Source organism: Gracilimonas halophila, from assembly GCF_042684365.1.
GTDB lineage: Bacteria > Bacteroidota > Rhodothermia > Balneolales > Balneolaceae > Gracilimonas > Gracilimonas halophila.
The window spans coordinates 108,182-125,859 of record NZ_JBHULI010000001.1; the positions used below are offsets into that span (position 1 = coordinate 108,182).

Consider the following 17,678-nt stretch of genomic DNA (forward strand, 5'->3'; position numbering starts at 1 on the left):
TCAAACCGCATAAAATGCCTTCACTTGTATTACTCGCAGCCGGGATGGGAAGCCGATACGGCGGCACCAAGCAGTTTTCAACCTTTGGTCCCTATGACCATCTTATTATTGATTACACCATTTTGGATGCCATTGAAGCAGGTTTCGAAAAGATCGTTGTGGTGATCCGAAAAGAAATTGAGCCTGCATTCAATGAGACAGTTTTCAATAAATGGAAAGATAGGATCGATCTAAGAGTAGTTTATCAGGAACTGGATTCCCTTCCCGAACAATACCAGCCTTTGGAAGGCAGAACCAAACCCTGGGGTACCGCACACGCCGTATGGATGGCTGAAAATGAGATCAACGAACCTTTTGCCATCGCCAATGCCGATGATTTTTATGGGAGGGAAGCCATTCAGAAAACCTGTGATCAGCTTAAGAAAATGTCTTCTGATAAAAACGGTGCATTCATTATCGGCTATGAATTGGGGAATACCCTGAGTCCAAACGGTTCGGTTTCAAGAGGTCTTTGTCATGTTGATGAGAGCGGGAACCTGATTAATATTGAAGAACTGAAATCCATTGAAGAGAGACTTGGTAAGATCATTTCTGAAACAGATAAAAAAGAAAGAGAACTTCGGTCGGAAGATCTGATCTCCATGAATTTAATGGGATTTACACCTTCTGTCTTTGATGCTATTCGCGAAGGATTCGATCGTTTTTATAAAAACCTCAATCCGGGAAGCACCGCGGAATTTTATCTCGCCAATGTGCTAACCCGGCTTTTAAATGAGGGAGTAAACGTTTCGGTAATTCCTACCAACAGTCAGTGGTTTGGCGTTACCTATAGTGAGGATAAAGAATGGGTAAACCGGCAGCTTACAGAACTTCATGAATCAGGAGTTTATCCTGATGGACTCTGATCAAGTCATAAAAGAGATCCTTGCACGCTTTCCCATTTCGGGAGAACAGGTGCGGGTTATTCCAGTTAAAACAGGATTGATCCATACTTCTTATAAGGTCATTGAAAGACAGGGTAAATCCTATCTCCTTCAGAAGATCAACACCTCCGTTTTCAGGGATGTTGAAGCCCTGATGGGAAACATTGCCCATGTAACAACCATTCTTAAAGATGCTTTTCAGAGTTCACCTTATGAAAGCCTTGAGCTATTAAAAACCAATGACGGGCAATTGTTTTATGAGCATGAATTTAAGGCATGGAGGATCTATCATTTTAAGGAACACCTGGTGGGCTATGATGCTCCTGAGAATAAAGAAATGGTAGTTGAAGCCGGAAAAGCTTTCGCCCAATTTGCTAAGACTCTTTCACAAACAGACCCCGAACAACTTTCTGTAACCCTACCTGATTTTCATTCTCTGCAGAAACGATACCAACAATTTAAACTTGCCCTGAAAAATACACCTGTAAAACTTTCTGAAATTGATCCTCTTCCCGAACAAATAGCGGGATTCACTCAACTTCTGCTCCCCCTGGAATATGCCATGGATAGCGGGGAGATTCCTATTAGGATCACTCACAATGATTCTAAATTCAACAACCTTCTTTTTGACCAAACTAATAAAGCCCGTTGTGTTGTTGATCTGGATACCGTTATGCCCGGAATCATCCACTTTGATGTCGGCGACTGCCTCAGAACGCTTACCCCCTCTACTCCTGAAGATGAGCCGAACCTTGGAAAGATCGAACTCAGAGAAGACTTTCATTATGCATTCCTGGAAGGATATATTGAAAATGAATCAGGCTGGTTGACAGAAGAAGAAATTAAATTTATACCCTTTTCCGCACCTTATATGGCATTGATCATGGGTATTCGGTTTCTCACCGACTACCTTCAGGGTAATATTTATTATTCATGTGATCATCCCGAACACAATCTGGTGAGGGCCAAATGTCAGATTGAAGTCACAAGACAATTTCTGGAACAATTCCCCCTAAACAGTGACTTGACATAGGCTTTCAAGTAAGGATCTTTTGAAGTTCCCGGAGTTCCAGGCTTTTAAAATCATCGATAACTAAAGAACAATTACTTAGCTCCTCGTGGGTATGGGTTGTTGCCACTCCCACTACTTTAGATCCTGCCGCTAATCCTGATTCCACTCCTGATATAGAATCTTCGAACACGATGCAATTCTCAGGATTTGCTGCAACCGATTTAGCCGCTTTCAGATATGGTTCAGGATGAGGTTTACTCTTCGTGACGTGCGAGGAATTTAACACCGACAAAAAGTAAGAGTTCAAGGAGAGCTCACTTAAGATATACTCCGCATTTTCAGCCGGAGCTGAAGTTGCCACAACGCATTTGATATCATTTTTCCGGAGCAGATCAAGGAATTCTATAATTCCGGATACCTTATGTTCTCTTGGATCAAATGCAGCTCTGAATATGGCCTCTTTCTCGTCAGCATAACTCTGAATTTCTTCATCAGGCAGATCTCCGAAAACAGCGGGGAGCCAATCCTGATTGGTTCGGCCGTAAACCTTTTGCCTAAACTCTTCTTCTGTGACCTCCAGATCGTATTTAACACAGAACTCCTGAATTGCTTCTTTGTGAGTAGGATTGCTATGCACGATCACACCGTCCATATCAAAAATTACTGCTTCAATGTTGTTCATTCTTTAAAGGACAGCTTTTGAAATGCATAGTTTACTGAGATCAGTCAAATTGATTTTTTACCACGAAATAATGTTCCCAAAACAGCTGTAAAAAGTGCCGCACCAATGATCGACCATATTATGGGAAAGGGACTCCCGTCAATTTGAATGGTCCATAATTCCGGCAGCCCAAGTTCACCTGCGATCCATTTTCCTAAAATGGCGCCTATAAAACCAACCCCGGCCGAGATGAGACATCCGCCAAAACTATAACCACTGATACTCTGGCCAATTCCACCGCAGATAGCAGCTATGAGTAATAACACTAAAAATCCAAAAAATGACATAATACTCCTTAATTAATTAACAAATATAGGTCACGCCTTTTGTTCTAATACTACGGCAGGCTCCAGAGGTTTCACAATTACATGCTCGTCTACATCAAATAAAAGACGGTTATCAGTATGCACAATGTACTTATCACCCTTAAACAATACATGATAGGTGATATCATGGCCTCGAAATTCCCGTCCTACGATAATTCCACTCTCTGTTCCATTTGCTTTGCAACGCTCGATCGTTAAATGCTCTGGGCGAATAGAACACAAGATCAGCCCTTCCGCTTCTTTGTTGATCTTTACCGGACCCAATCTCGTTTCCACATTGTTGGAGCCGTCTGCGTGTGCACGGAATAAATTCGTTCTTCCCAGAAATTGAGCTACAAATTGTGTTTTGGGATGATAATAAACTTCCTCGGGTGTTCCTATTTGTTCGATCTGACCATTGTTCATCACCGCTATACGATCGGCAAAAGAGAGGGCTTCTTCCTGATCGTGCGTAACCAGAATCGCACTCATTCCTGATTTTTTCAGGATCCCACGAACTTCTTTCCTTGTGGTATCTCGCAGCATCGCATCTAAGCCTGAAAAAGGCTCATCCATTAAAACGAGCCTTGGTTTTGGAGCAATAGCTCGCGCCAAGGCCACTCGCTGTTGCTGTCCACCGGAAAGCTCATCAGGCATTCGATGCTTATATTTTTCCATTCCGGTTCTGCACAGTACTTCTTCAGCAAGAACCGGGCGTTTTTTTCGCTCAATTTCGTGCAGACCAAATGCTACATTTTCCAAAGCATTCATGTGAGGGAACAATGCATAGTCCTGAAATACAAAACCGATCTCTCTTTTCTGCGGTGATAACCGCTTATTTGTGCTTTCTACAAGCTCCTCTTCAATAAAAACTTCTCCGGCTTCGCACTGCTCAAAACCGGCTATAAGCCGAAGTGTAGTCGTTTTTCCACAACCTGAAGGGCCCAAAAGTGCAAATATCTCATTCTTTCCGACATCAAAGCTCACGTTGTTAACAACTGGGCCTGTTTCGTCGAAAGATTTGGTTAATCCGGTTATGTGTAAGAGAGGTTTTTCCATATGATTACTGAACCAAAAAATCTTGATTTAGATTCAGTCTATATAAGATAAGGACTATTCCGGTACTTCTGAAAGTTTTGATACGTGAATATTTGTGAAACAGGGCGGGATAATGTAAGTTTAATTTGTTTCGGGATTACAACTTATTCACAAATATCAACAAACTAATAGTCATGAAAAATATAAGCATCTACACCCTCCTGTTAGCCTTTACACTGATAATGATACAAGGCTGCGGACCGAGCGAAGAAGAACGAAGAGCTGCTGAACAAGCTCGACTGGATTCTCTTAGACAAGTTGAACAACAGCGCATCGCTGAACTAATGCAAGCACGTGAGGATAGTCTTGCGCGTGTGGCTCAACAAGAGCAAATGGAAGAAGAAGATTCAACTCAATTTGCTGAGGATGGTGAATATGCCGTTCAAGTTGGGGCTTTCCGTTCTGAAGGTGAAGCTAATGAATATAAGAACAGACTCAGTGACCGTGATTATCCTCATGTTTATGTAGTAAAGGTCGGTGAGGAAGAAACCGGGGATATTTGGTTTCGGTTGCGCGTGGGGTTCTTTGCATCTAAAGCAGAGGCTGAAGAATTTGGAGCTGATTTGGGCAATGAACTAAATACTGGTTATTGGGTCTCTAAAGTTCAGCGATCAGGAAACGATTCATAAATAGCGGGTTAGAATTTATAGTTGTATCTCTCCCAAGCATTTGCTTAATTGTAGGAGCGCTCAAGTAGCGTCTCTCTTGATGAATAGTCAGGGCATTGCATATGAAAAATGCAATGCCCTATTTTTTTGCATCTTTTTTTTCCATCATTCGTAATCCTCGACCCTAAAAACTTTTCTAATTCTACGGTTTACGTTATTATGCACCTTCAACATTATTCAGAAACTTCAATTTAAGCGAAATGAAAAATTTCAGTATCGCTACACGGCAAAAAAACAACGTAACTATACTGGATATCAGCGGAGAGCTTGACGCGCATACAGCTTCTCAGTTGGAGAATGCACTCAAATCCTTGATCGATGATGAAAGTTATTCAATCATAGTTAACTGTTCCGGTCTCGATTATATAGCAAGTGCCGGACTGGGTGTTTTCATGGCCTACATTGAGGATGTAAGAAGTCTGGGCGGTGACATCAAACTCACCAATATGAATGACCGAGTTTATAATGTATTTGATTTACTGGGTTTCCCAACACTATATGATATCCTGGAAGATGAAAAAGAAGCATTAACAAGCTTTGAGAATTAAAGAGCAAGAGAGTGGCAGGAACTAAACAAATAAAAACCTTATCTGTTGAGGCTTCTACAGAGCACCTGGCAGAGGTACGGGATTTTGTTGCTGCACATGCTGAGAATATTGGGCTGACCCAAAAAGATATTTCCGAGATCAGGCTTGCTGTTGATGAAGCCTATACCAATATCATAAAACATGCTTACAAAAATACCCCGAAAGAAAAAGTAAACATTGAGATCGGTTCCGATTCAGATCATCTGTGGATCACTTTGATGGATAAAGGAAAAAGCTTTGATCCCAGTTCTTACACTGAACCAGACCTGATGAAGCGGATCAAAGAAAAAAAACGTGGCGGCATGGGGGTCTACCTCATCAGAAAATTAATGGATCAGGTGCAATACAATCGTAAAGGCCATACCAATGTAATACGAATGGTCAAAAACCTTTGACGTATCGTGGACACTAAATCAACTTTTTCAAATACTGAAGAACGCCAAAGCCGGTTTGAACTGCGTACCCTGCTTGAAACTAGCAGAATGCTTATTGAATCGCAGGAGCCGGATTTTGTCTTGAATAATTTGTTACTCATCACAATGGGCAAGCTTTTGGTTCCAAAGGGTATGATCCTTATCAATAAAGGCTCTGATCATTTTTATCAGGTGAGTAAGATCAAAGGAAGAAGCTCACTTTCAGAAAATGATACCATCCAACTGAATTTCCCGGAAATGACTCTGGAGGATGCTATTATTCAGGGTACAGATCATCCTGAGATCACAAAAAAATTAGGTCTTGCAGACGAAAGTATTTTCTTCAACCTGCGCACCACTAACCATCATCTCGGATTTTTATGCTTGGGCCCCAAAGGCACCAAAAAACCTCTTACCGATAGTGAATTAGAGTTTATTGAAAGCCTGACCATTATTTCTTCAGTGGCCATAGCTAATTCCAGGATGTTTCAGGAACTTCGCCTTATAAATAGAAAGCTTGACAGAAAAGTACATGACCTTCATACCCTTCTTGAGCTAAGCAAAGATTTTAACCTCATGGTTGACAGGGATGAGATCGCCCGCACTTTCAAGTTTGCCATGCTTGGGCAAATGTTGATACGGACATTCTTCTTTGTTCTGGATATTGAAGATGAAAAATCTATTTTAGCAAGCAGCGGACTTAAAGAGAAACCGTCCAAAAAAGAACTGAATACATTATTTGAACTTGAAGATGTATTCTATTGTGAAGAAAATCACGATTGCCCATTTCTGGATAAAAATGACATTCGTCTTGTGATCGCCTTGTATTTTCAGAATGAAAAGATCGGGGTTGTTGGGGTTGGTGCTCCTGCTAATAATGAGTCGTATGGCAAAGAGCAGGTGGATTTTCTGCAGTCTCTTGGAAATTTAGCCCTCCTCACCATACAAAAAACTCTTTTACTGGAAGAACAAGTCGAGAAAAAACGCATGGAGGAAGAGCTGAACCTGGCGAAAACCATTCAGCAAGGCTTGTTACCATCACCCATTCCAAAGATCAAAGGTTTCGATCTCAAAGCTACCAATATATCATCAAGACAGGTTGGGGGAGATTATTTTGATATCGTGGAAACCCCCGATGGCGGAAGTATACTTGCTATTGCTGATGTAACAGGAAAAGGAGTCCCCGCTTCTCTTTTAATGGCAAACTTGCAGTCTATGTTACACGCACTGGCTCCCATAGATATCACTTTAGCCGAAGCCACAGGAAGTATTAACAATATTATATATGAGAATACTCCACCTGATAAGTTCATTACCTTTTTCTGGGGTAAGATATCAGCTGATGGTAAGAAGTTTGACTATGTAAATGCCGGGCATAATAATCCACTTTTATTTCGGGAAGGAAATAATAAACCTATCGAGCTTGATAAAGGAGGCGTTATATTAGGCGCTATGCCGTCCATAGCACCATATGAATCAGCATCCGTAGAATTTCAGCCCGGAGATGTAGTGGTCCTTTATACTGATGGGGTAACTGAAGCTATGAATCCCCAAAATACAGAAGAGTATGAAGAGGATCGCTTAATAGCTTGTCTTGAAAAGAACCTAAAAAAACCTTCTCAGGATATTATGGACGCTGTGATTGAAGATATCACAGATTTCTCAGATGGGGTGCAGTATGATGATATCACTTTGATGGTCCTTAAAGTCAATTAAGTGTCTGAAGCCCCAATACGCCGCCTGAACCTGTAGATTGTTTAGCTTGGTTGTAAGCCAATACTGTTTGATACGTATTGTATCGATTCATGATCTCATTCACATATCGTACCGTTTCGATGCCGCGGGCAAATCCATATCTCGCATTTTGATAATACTTCCTTTGCATTAACCTGAGCAATGCCTCTGAAACATTATTCCATTCATTCGGATCTTTATTGTGATCGATCGCGAGGCGACGCGCATCCGCTAAATGGCCCTGACCTACATTATAAGCAGCCAAAGCAAATGACCATCGATTGGTGGAATCCATATATGAATAATGCTTTAGATGAGAGGATAGAATTTTAGCTCCTTCTCTAATATTTACTTCAGGTATGTATAGTGAATCAGAAGAGATCTCTGAAAAACGAGGTAAAACCTGCATGATCCCAACAGCGCCGGCCCAACTAACCGATGAGGGATTAAACTTAGACTCCTGAGCTGCAATAGCAGTTAACATCACCCAATCCAGGTCAAATTCCGTAGCTACTTCCTTGATCATATTATCATATGGAGAGAACGTCCCAATCTGCCCTTCCTGATAGCCCGGGCTAAAATAATCGGCAATTTGATTTCCGGACTCAAAATATTTCTTTCGGAGTACATTCAAAAAAGCAGATCGTTTTGGAACACCATCTTCATCAAAACGAAAATGCTTATACAAAAACCTGTTCAGTTGATGTTCCAGATCAGGAGCATTTGTACGAATGGCCCATGCAATGGTATCGCTTTCGGCGATCAAGGGCCCTTTCACTAATCCTGACATATATTTACTGGCTGCCTCGTAAATGTTGTCATCAGCTATGGTGGCCTGATGGGTCCCATCTGCCACCTGAAACAGCACGGTCTCCGTGTCCATATCTTCAGGTATTACATTGATCTGAACCGGAAAACCCTGTTCTCTCAATTCCTGCAGGCGCACGAAATATGAACTGTTTCTTCTCACGCTAATTGGGATACCTTCAAGATCTGTTATACTTTCAGGCTTGAACCCCAGATCATCTGAAACTACAACCTGCTGATCAACAATATTATATGGACGGGTAAATTTAACTACCTGTTTTCTTTCAGGTGTAATAGTATAATTAGCTGCAATAATATCGCCCCTTCCACTATTTAAAAGATCATAAGGACTTTCATCCGGGCCGGGTATTATTACTTCCAGCGCGAGCTCATTTTCTTTTGTAAACTCTTTGAGCAACTCATACTCAAAACCTACTTGTATCCCTCTATACAAAAAGTAAGATCCTGAACTATAGCTCGTGATCATTCGGAGCACACCATTCTTTTTGATCTTGGAAAGATCTTTTTCGACCGGCTCCATCACCGTAACAGGTAATGTAATATCACTCTCTTGGGTTTTCTCGACATCACCGGAACACCCCATGAATAAAAGCACCCCAATTCCGCCTAGCACCAAATACCTTGATGCCCTGCTGATATGTATATTTTTAATAACCATGTATTAAGGTTGTTCTCATTATCAATGTTAAATTATAATGAATCTACAAATCCAAATACCTTACGTAAACTACACTTAATTTGTGTGAATTACTTCAATCTTAGCATTGTCTAATTTATTCGAGCTTTTAAACTTTTAAAGATGCCAAAAGGTTCACGAACATTCGTAGAATTCTGTTTTTTATAAACTTAAGAGATGCGTTCTAATTCTTAAAAAGGTTCTGTATCACATTTAGAGTTATAGAGCTCTCTAATCTTATGATCGTCTATACTACTCAGAATTTGTTTTCAGACGTTTTGGCTTCTTTTTCCAGGTTAACGTCACCCCTATTAATGTGACAAATATAGCTATGAATGATAATACTTCCGGCAATTCTCCGATAATAAAAAAGGCCAGAATGGTTGCAAATATCGGTTCTGTCAGAATCAAGGTGGATAGCAAAGTAGGTGATACATATTTTACAGCATAGTTTAGTGAACCATGCCCCATCAGCTGCGGTCCTACAGCTAGTGCTATTCCTGCCCAAAGTACTACCGGTTCAATATGTGTCGGTATTCCCTCCACAACCAACAAAATAACCAAACAGGTAGCTGCCGCATAACCATACACCGGAAATACATATCCCAGCCATGATCTATTTTGCCGTACCGTTCTTCCAATTAAAAAATACACGGCGAAAATAGCCGCTGCGGCAAAAGCCATCGCATTACCCAACACCGGGTTGGCAAAAGTGGACTCACTGCTATAATCAGAGTAACCCAATAGAACAGAGCCTGAGAAAGCAATAAATACGCCGATCCATACAGTTGATGCAAACTTCATTTTGAATAAAACCCGCTCTGCGATTATAAGCATGATGGGATGGATAGTTACCAAAACAGAGGCTGATGCAACGGAGGTAAAGAACAGTGAGCTTGTCCATAGCGTGAAGTGCAACCCCAATGCAATACCGGCTAATGCCATCCATTTGCTTTCATTGCCAACAGATTTGACATCATATTTTTTACTCTTCTTTTGATACAAATAAACGGGAATCAACATCAGGAATGCCCCAATGGTGCGGATGGTCACAAGGAGGAGAGCGGAATAATCCGTAGCGAATTTTACCAGAACCGGTGCAATTCCGAAAGTTGAAAGACCAACAGCAAGAATACCGTAAACTTTTAATTTGGAGTAGGGATGATCCAAAATAACCTACCGGATCCTGTCCATAGAACGCACCAGCTCTTCATCCTTCCGAATAAAACGCATGGCAAGAATTTGAAAGATCAAGCCTGCAAAAACAAGCCCTGTTCCCAAAGCTTCATCCCAAAGATATGTCCCAATACCACCCAAAGAGAACAAAACCCCGATACAAAAGCCAAAACCGATCACCTGAAAGAGAGCCGCACGTTTTACCCACGTAATTTGAGTGTTCCGGTTATTATAAAGAAATATGCTTGTGATATTCAGTGCCATAGCGATCAATAATGAACTTGCCAGGCCGATACCAATCCATGCCTGAGGATCGTCCATGGCTTTCTCATAAATAGGAGTAAAATAGACTGTTACATTTAGCAATGTTGCGAGTATTAGAAATAAGGTCTGAAGTCGTTGTATCACGGAAATAGGTTTTGAGTTTTTGCTAAAGATAAAAGTTTTCAGACATAAAAAAGTCCGTACCTGTTAAAAGTACGGACTTCATTATTCAACATTTTTGATCTTTTAATCGACTGCAAGTTCCGGCGTTTTCCGGGTTTTTGATTCCCCGTTAAGTTCACTTTGATCTTTAATGATACCAGGCTCGGTAGTGCCAAACATGGTTTTATTCAAGGACCGGCGGGTTCGTTCTATTGAACTGTAAAGCACTGGTACAAGAATCAATGTTAACGCGGTGGCAAAGGTTAACCCTACAATTACGGCTATGGCCATTGGCCCCCACCAGGCCGCTTGCTCACCACCCATGTAAATATACGAACCCAGATTTGTTAAAAACTCGATTGGCGTTCCTACCAAAACGATGAAGTCAAAGTTGAAACCGATAGCCAGCGGTACAAGTCCAAGTGTTGTGGTGATAGCTGTCAGGATTACCGGGCGGAAACGTACTTTACCGCCTTTTACTAACGCATCTCGTAAATTCAAACCATCTCGTTCGCGGAGGATATCCACATAATCAATAAGTACGATAGCGTTATTTACTACAATACCCGCCAGAGAAATGATCCCAAGAAATGCCATCAAACCAAATGCCATCTGGAAAGTTACCAGCCCATAGAATACTCCGGCCATAGACATGATAACTGAACTTAAAATAATGAGCGGTTTTGCTACCGAGTTAAACTGAGAAACCAATATAAAGGTGATCAAAAACAAGGCAATCAGGAAGGCTACTCCCAGGAACTCGAATGAGTCATCCTGCTCTTGTTGCTGCCCGGTCCACCCGTAGTTATACCCTTCAGGAAGATCCTCAAGATAATCGGAAAGTACTCCCTGAACTTCAGCTAATACGGCGTTGGCTTGATATCCGGAGCGTACGTCAGCACTTATGGTAATTACTCTTTCGGAATCTTTGTGATTGATCCCACCGAGCCCATCACTAACTTTCCAAGTTGCTACCTCTGAAAGAGGGATCTGGTTTGCTTCTTGGAATATAGTCAAGTCACTTAAGGTGCTCATGTCGTCTCGGTATTCATCACTTAACCGGACAATGATATCGTACTCATCTTTGCCGTCCCGAAATTTCGAAGCTTCAACACCGTTAATTGCCTGACGGATGGTCATTCCAATTGTATTGGTGCTTAACTCATATAATGCTGCTTTTTCACGGTCTACCTCAATCCTTACTTCAGGGCGCGCTTCGGGAAGGTTCGACTCCAGTCCATCCATTTTTGCGAAAACTGAATCTTCTTCAAGAATGGCCAAAACACGATCTGAAATGGTCGTAAGTTGGTCCATATTGGAACCATAAATTTCAAGATTTACCGGCTTTCCGGTTGGAGGGCCATTTGGCGGTTGCTCCACCGTAATTTTAGCACCTACGATATTTTCGGTCATATGATTTCTGAGGAATTCCATGGCTTCAAACACATCACCCTCGCGTTCCTGGAAATCGACAAAATTTAACGCAACTGTACCTTTGTTTGGGGTATTCCCGCCCCCGCTTGAGCCAGGATCGGCAGTTATACTTGCACCGGATGTTGCCAGCACACTATTTACATCCACATAGTTGGGAAGGTTTTCAACGCGGTCCCTAACCTCATCAACTATCGTTTTTGTGAACTCTACATCTGACCCAATCGGTGTTTCAATCTGGATATATACATCTTTAGGTGGGATATCTTCCGGGAAAAACTCTGTTCCGGGATTAAATGCCATCAACATAAATACACTTGAGATCAGCACGGCTATTGAAATACCGATTGTACTTCTCCGGTGATCAAGAGCCCAAACAAGCGATGTTTCATATTTATTTATAACACTGTTTAGCCCATCTCTTTGCCACCAGCGACCAATAGGCTCAAGGATGTATTTATTACTTAGCCAGAATGCGACTCCTAATATGATGAGCATCATCCAGCTAACAAAACTTGAAAGCAGGGCAATTACCGCAAAAAAGGCTGCCGCTCCGAATAGAATTCGTTTTCCGCTTTTAGTTAGGGAGGCTCTGTTCTCTTGACCATCCACCTTCATGAAGAGCGCACAGATCACCGGATTGATAATCAACCCAACAAATAGTGAACTTGAAAGTGTAATGATGAGCGTTTTTGGCAGATAGCTCATAAACTGACCTACCACTCCCGGCCAAAACACCATAGGTGCAAATGCTGCAATAGTAGTCATAGTACCCGCAATAATGGGCACGGCAACTTCACCGGTTCCCTTCTTAGCAGCTTCAAAATTATCGTAACCCTCTTCCAAATAACGATAAATATTTTCTACCACCACAATGGCATTATCAACCAGCATACCCAATGAAAGGATCAGTGAAAAAAGCACGATCATGTTCATGGTAATACCAATTGCAGAAAGCACAATAAACGATAAAAACATAGAGAGAGGGATAGAAACTCCGACAAAAGAAGCATTTCTCACTCCAAGGAAAAACAGTAATACGCCAACCACCAATATCAGGCCTGAAATGATGTTGTTCTCAAGGTTACTCACCATCGATATAACTTCAACACTTTGGTCGTTTGTGATGGTGTAGGTAGTTGTTGGAGGAAGAGTGGGGATGGCTTCATCCAGGATTTCTTTCGTTCGTTCGCCTGTTTCAAGGATATTCTCACCAGTCCGCTTTTTAACACCCAGCGTTACTACCGGAGCTGTTCCAAGTTCGGAATAGGTCTCCCTTTCCTTAAAACCAAAAGTCACACTTGCCACATCACGAATATAGATTGGGCTCTGCTCTTCACCCTTAATAACGATGTCTTCCAAAAGAGCAGGATCATCATATTGCCCGGGTACGCGAAGTAAGAATTTTTTAGTCCCCACAGATATATCCCCACCGGGAACAGTAACATTTTCTGCAGATATTGCCTGTATTATTTCTCCAAATGCAATACCGTAATACTTCATTTTCGCCAGGTCAACATCTACCTGAACTTCTCTCTCCAAAGCGCCGGTCAGGTCTACACCAAGAACCGATGGGATGGCCTCTATTTTATCTTGCAGATCTTCCGCAATCTCTTTTAGTATTTCTTCATCATACTTTCCAGAAAGGTTCACGTTCATTATCGGGAACTCTGATAAGTTGATTTCCTGTACTACCGGATCTTCAGCATCTTCGGGAAGTTCAGGTTTTGCCAGATCAACTTTTTCCCGCACTTTTTGCAATGCATCTTCAATGTCTACACTAGGTTCAAACTCCAGGTTGATGTTTGAATATCCCTCTGAAGATGTAGATGTCATTGTTTTAACATCTGAGATATTACCCAGCTCATCTTCGAGCTTACGCGTTATCAAACTCTCCATATCTTCAGGTGATACTCCCGGATACACGGTAACCACAAAAATATTTGGGATGTTGATACTTGGAAAACTCTCTTTTGGAATGTTGATATAGGACACGACTCCCATTACCGCTACCAGTGTAATCAAAACCAATACGCTGATCCGGTTATTTATGGAAAAGCTAGATAACCAAAATTCCTTGCGGTTGTCCGCATCTGGCAGAGAGGCCCCTTTTGTTAAATGTCCGTTCTTTTGTTGATCGGTACTCATAATGATTTCCGAATAAAATTAATTTGATGCTATTTCTGTGCTAGCTGATTCCTTAACTGTCACCCGCATGCCATCATCTAAAAAGGCGGAGCCAATGGTGATCAGTTTGTCATCCGGCATCAGCCCTTTTTCAATAATTACATCCGTTTTATAGGATGGACCCAATTCTACTACTATCTCGCTTGCAACAGGATCTCCTTTTTCATTTTGAGAAAGCACATACACTACATATCCATTTCTTTTGGAGTAGATATATTCTTCGCTTATAGCCAGAACACTATCTCTTCTAAGCGTATTTAGTCGAAGGTTGGCTATCATATCTACTTTGTATTGATTCGCTTTTTGAGGTAGATCCACCTCGATCCTAAAAGTTCTGTTCTGCGGATTGATACTGCTTCCCGTGTAAGCGATAGGTGTATTAAGTGTGTCACTGTCTTGCGTATCAAACCATACAGATACGTCATCTCCGGTCTGTACAACATCGGCATATCGGGCTGGCACTCCAGCGGATATGATATAATCCTCTGATCCAATCAACCTGATAACGGGTGTCCCGGCGGCAACCATTTCACCAACTTCAACCATCCTGGACTCAAGCTTACCTTTGAAAGGAGCCTTTATACTCGTGTTTGCTAAGTCAACTTTTATGGACTCAAGTGATGAATTCATTTGCTCATAGTTATACTTGGCATTCAGGTATTCGATCTCCGACCCAATTCCATCTTCCTCATATATCCTTTTTAACCGTTCGTAATTTTCCTTCGCCTGACTGGCAAGAGCCTCTAACCGGGCTTTTTCTTGCCTCAGTTTTGCATCATCAATTTTAACAATGGTCTGGCCTTTTCGAACTTGCTCACCTTCTGATACAGCATAGGACATAACCCTGCCATTTACTTCTGCAGAGATCATAATATCATTAGATGTTTCCACAGTACCGATAACCCGCACATAGCTGGTAAATGTACGAGGCTTTACATCCTGAGTAACTACATTTACTGATTTCACCAGCTCATCTCCACTTTCAGCCATTTCAGCATTATCGCCGGAACAAGCACTTACTAATACCGACAGTGATAGAGCAATTAGATAATTAAATTTTTTCATTCTGATTGTGTTCTTGTCTTTTCTGTTAAAAATCATTCTATATCCATTTCTATTGTATCTACAAAAGGAACCTGACCTGTTGCCAGGTCATACTGTGCTTTTGCACTTAAATATTGAAATACCATCAACGCATAATCCACTTCAGCGTGACGCACTTGTAGTTCCGCGTCCGTGACTTCCATTTGTGAACCAATACCATTCTCCAATCTTTTTAAGGCCCGCTGATATCCTTCTTCGGCCTGGGAAAGTGCTTGTTTACGTGCGGTTGCAGTTTCATAAGATTTGTTTAGTTGTTCAGCAGAAGAAGCAATTTCATTTTCAGCAGCTAACTTCGCTGCACGCTGCTGTACTTCAATATCCTTTCGGGCAATCTGTGCACGCTGCACATCTGACTTTCTTTTAAAACCCTCGAATAATGGGAGGCTTACATTTATGGCCAGCGATTGAATTCGATTTGGAGCTGTATTTGGCTCTGGGTTTTGAAAAAACTTGGGAGATCCTGACTGAGCTGCACTCCATTGTAAATTATAGGAAGCGGTAATAGTAGGGAGAAATCTACTTTTGACAGCTTGAATTTCTTTCTCATTTAGACTTAAACGCGCATCCAAAACCCGAACATCACCGCGATCTTCTATTAATGATGACCATTCGTCATTCTTTTTCTCGAAAGTAAACGGATTCATTTGATCGATTCTTTTGATTCCAGCATTCTCATCGGATACTACATCAGTTGCAATAATATCAAATGAGTTCAGGTTTCCCTTTATCTCAAAATCTATTTCAAGCGGTATCCCTAAGGCTACTTTTAGATTCCTATACGCCTCATCTACCGCATATCTTGCTTCAATAAGCTGGGGCCTTTGATTGCTTAATTGCACTTCTAACTGTAGAACGGCATACTCATCAACCAAACCCGCTCGTTCTCGTGCCTGGTTATCATTTAAATTCTGCTCCAATCTTTTGATCTGAGTTTGCTGAAGCCGCAGTTGTTCTTTTGCGATCAACACCTGATAATAAGCGACTCGGGTGCGAGTGATAATTTGCTGAGTTACCGCCCTGAGATTTTCTTGTTGAACAGCTTTATAAATCTCCGAAGTGGACAACCCTACAAATACCTCTCCCCTGAAGATGTTTTGCTGAACCGTAAAGCCTCCTTGCCAATTATTATCTGTTCCAAATGGAACTCCAATAAGTTGGCCCTCCGGTGCATTCGGATCAAATATTTGAGCCGGCAGATAGCTTACAGGGATTTCAATATTGCGCGTATAATTTAATGATGATGATATATTCGGGTACACTTCACTATAAGCGATATCAACAAGTTCATCAGCATCTTTTACGGAGAGTATAGCTTGATTTACCTCAGGGTTATTTGCCACAGCTACTTGTATGGCATCTTCCAATGTAAGTTCAGCATCATTGAGCAAGCTATCTGTCTTTACCTGCGCATATGCATTCAAACTAAAAACTATTAATCCGACAGTTATTAAAAGGGAGCGCATATAGTTATTTGGTATCATGTATAATTCAGTTCTAAATTGGGTAAAAATCGATGGCTTATTACGAGCTTATTTCTTTTCTGTTTCAAAAATTGACTTCAAGTCATCATGAACAACCTCACCTTCCGTTGCTATTCCGCAGCCTATCAATTTCATGTAGGCCTCAAACAAGGAATTCATGTCTATGTCATTCTTTTTAAGCAACTGAAAATGCGGGGTATTTTGATGGAGATAGGCCATATTTACTAACCCATGTGAAGTACTCCATAACAGAACAGCCAGCTCTTTGGGATCATATGAACTTTGTATGGAACCATCTTGCATCCCCACCTGAATAGCACGGACCATACTGGTAAATGAAGTGTTCATATTTCCTTGACACATTTCTATATAATCACTCTCAGATAGTTGATCCGTATCTTTAAGATTATCAAAAAAGCGCATGGAACGGAAGAATTCAGGATGTGCCCTTACAAAATTCAAGAAGGTGGCCCCTATGGAGTAAACCATTTTAATACCCGGAATGTCCTGCGTCAATACTTCTGAAATCTCCCTGGATAACATCCCTGTGGCCTTATTACAGATACCGAGAACTAATTCAGTTTTGCTTCTGAAGTAGCTGTAAAGAGAACCTTTGCTTACTTCCGCCCGTTCGGCTACTTCATCCATATTCAGATTGTCAAGCCCTTTCTCAAGAATCAAAGCTTCTGCTGACTTAAGTATCAAAGCCTTCTTTCGCTCTTTTTCTCGTTCCTTTCTTTCAGATGTTCCCATTATTTGACTCAAAGTCGTTTTTTGAATTAGGGTCACAAAACTACGGTTATTTCTAAATAGTTCCCACTTTTTTTCACAAAATTAATCTTATGCAAAAGAGGGGTGACATTATTTTCTAAGGAGCCTTCATGTTATCAAATGATGAACTCTACGCT

General features: G+C 41.3%; 16 protein-coding genes. 6 read left to right on the forward strand and 10 right to left on the reverse strand.

Annotation, left to right across the window (positions count from 1 at the left end):
- The first annotated feature begins 14 nt into the window (after window positions 1-14).
- Window positions 15-905, forward strand: a complete 891-nt coding sequence (locus ACFSVN_RS00490; RefSeq protein WP_390296967.1) for a nucleotidyltransferase family protein — start codon at window positions 15-17, stop codon at window positions 903-905.
- Window positions 874-1,956: a phosphotransferase enzyme family protein gene (locus ACFSVN_RS00495; protein WP_390296970.1), complete on the forward strand. Its 1,083-nt coding sequence runs from the start codon at window positions 874-876 to the stop codon at window positions 1,954-1,956. Before ACFSVN_RS00490 ends, ACFSVN_RS00495 begins: the two co-directional genes overlap by 32 nt.
- A 4-nt stretch (window positions 1,957-1,960) precedes the next feature.
- Here ACFSVN_RS00495 and ACFSVN_RS00500 read toward each other — a convergent pair whose 3' ends face one another.
- Genes ACFSVN_RS00500 through ACFSVN_RS00510 form a run of 3 tightly spaced genes read right to left on the reverse strand, consistent with a single transcriptional unit; the run spans window position 1,961 to window position 4,020 of the window.
- The gene (locus tag ACFSVN_RS00500; protein ID WP_390296973.1) at window positions 1,961-2,617 is read right to left on the reverse strand and encodes an HAD family hydrolase; all 657 of its coding nucleotides are present in this window, start codon (window positions 2,615-2,617) and stop codon (window positions 1,961-1,963) included.
- Between the two features lie 44 nt (window positions 2,618-2,661).
- Window positions 2,662-2,943, reverse strand: a complete 282-nt coding sequence (locus tag ACFSVN_RS00505; protein WP_390296976.1) for a hypothetical protein — start codon at window positions 2,941-2,943, stop codon at window positions 2,662-2,664.
- Window positions 2,944-2,973: 30 nt separating this feature from the next.
- On the reverse strand, window positions 2,974-4,020 hold the full coding sequence (locus ACFSVN_RS00510; RefSeq protein ID WP_390296979.1) for an ABC transporter ATP-binding protein: 1,047 nt from the start codon (window positions 4,018-4,020) through the stop codon (window positions 2,974-2,976).
- Window positions 4,021-4,193: 173 nt separating this feature from the next.
- Here ACFSVN_RS00510 and ACFSVN_RS00515 point away from each other — a divergent pair, with 173 nt between their 5' ends.
- From ACFSVN_RS00515 to ACFSVN_RS00530, 4 genes are all read left to right on the forward strand, one after another.
- Complete coding sequence (locus tag ACFSVN_RS00515) at window positions 4,194-4,688, forward strand: SPOR domain-containing protein (protein WP_390296982.1); 495 nt, start codon at window positions 4,194-4,196, stop codon at window positions 4,686-4,688.
- A gap of 239 nt (window positions 4,689-4,927) precedes the next feature.
- Window positions 4,928-5,275 (forward strand): STAS domain-containing protein, encoded by a 348-nt coding sequence (locus tag ACFSVN_RS00520; RefSeq protein ID WP_390296985.1) that lies wholly within the window; start codon window positions 4,928-4,930, stop codon window positions 5,273-5,275.
- An 11-nt stretch (window positions 5,276-5,286) separates the two neighbouring features.
- On the forward strand, window positions 5,287-5,709 hold the full coding sequence (locus tag ACFSVN_RS00525; protein WP_390296988.1) for an ATP-binding protein: 423 nt from the start codon (window positions 5,287-5,289) through the stop codon (window positions 5,707-5,709).
- A 6-nt stretch (window positions 5,710-5,715) separates the two neighbouring features.
- On the forward strand, window positions 5,716-7,443 hold the full coding sequence (locus ACFSVN_RS00530; RefSeq protein ID WP_390296992.1) for a GAF domain-containing SpoIIE family protein phosphatase: 1,728 nt from the start codon (window positions 5,716-5,718) through the stop codon (window positions 7,441-7,443).
- Here ACFSVN_RS00530 and ACFSVN_RS00535 read toward each other — a convergent pair.
- The 7 genes from ACFSVN_RS00535 to ACFSVN_RS00565 all read right to left on the reverse strand — a co-directional run bounded on the left by ACFSVN_RS00535 (window position 7,436) and on the right by ACFSVN_RS00565 (window position 17,523).
- Entirely contained in the window at window positions 7,436-8,947 is a 1,512-nt protein-coding gene (locus tag ACFSVN_RS00535) for an MltF family protein (RefSeq protein ID WP_390296995.1), read from the reverse strand. The genes ACFSVN_RS00530 and ACFSVN_RS00535 overlap by 8 nt on opposite strands.
- Window positions 8,948-9,217: 270 nt before the next feature.
- On the reverse strand, window positions 9,218-10,135 hold the full coding sequence (locus ACFSVN_RS00540) for a DMT family transporter (protein WP_390296998.1): 918 nt from the start codon (window positions 10,133-10,135) through the stop codon (window positions 9,218-9,220).
- A 6-nt stretch (window positions 10,136-10,141) separates the two neighbouring features.
- Window positions 10,142-10,549 (reverse strand): DUF4293 family protein, encoded by a 408-nt coding sequence (locus ACFSVN_RS00545; RefSeq protein WP_390297002.1) that lies wholly within the window; start codon window positions 10,547-10,549, stop codon window positions 10,142-10,144.
- A gap of 102 nt (window positions 10,550-10,651) precedes the next feature.
- A complete protein-coding gene (locus tag ACFSVN_RS00550; RefSeq protein WP_390297005.1) occupies window positions 10,652-14,146 on the reverse strand; it encodes an efflux RND transporter permease subunit in 3,495 nt (1,164 codons plus the stop codon).
- Between the two features lie 18 nt (window positions 14,147-14,164).
- Entirely contained in the window at window positions 14,165-15,250 is a 1,086-nt protein-coding gene (locus ACFSVN_RS00555) for an efflux RND transporter periplasmic adaptor subunit (RefSeq protein WP_390297008.1), read from the reverse strand.
- Window positions 15,251-15,282: 32 nt separating this feature from the next.
- Window positions 15,283-16,752, reverse strand: a complete 1,470-nt coding sequence (locus tag ACFSVN_RS00560; RefSeq protein ID WP_390297011.1) for a TolC family protein — start codon at window positions 16,750-16,752, stop codon at window positions 15,283-15,285.
- A gap of 66 nt (window positions 16,753-16,818) precedes the next feature.
- Window positions 16,819-17,523 (reverse strand): TetR/AcrR family transcriptional regulator, encoded by a 705-nt coding sequence (locus tag ACFSVN_RS00565; RefSeq protein WP_390297014.1) that lies wholly within the window; start codon window positions 17,521-17,523, stop codon window positions 16,819-16,821.
- Window positions 17,524-17,678: the final 155 nt, after the last annotated feature.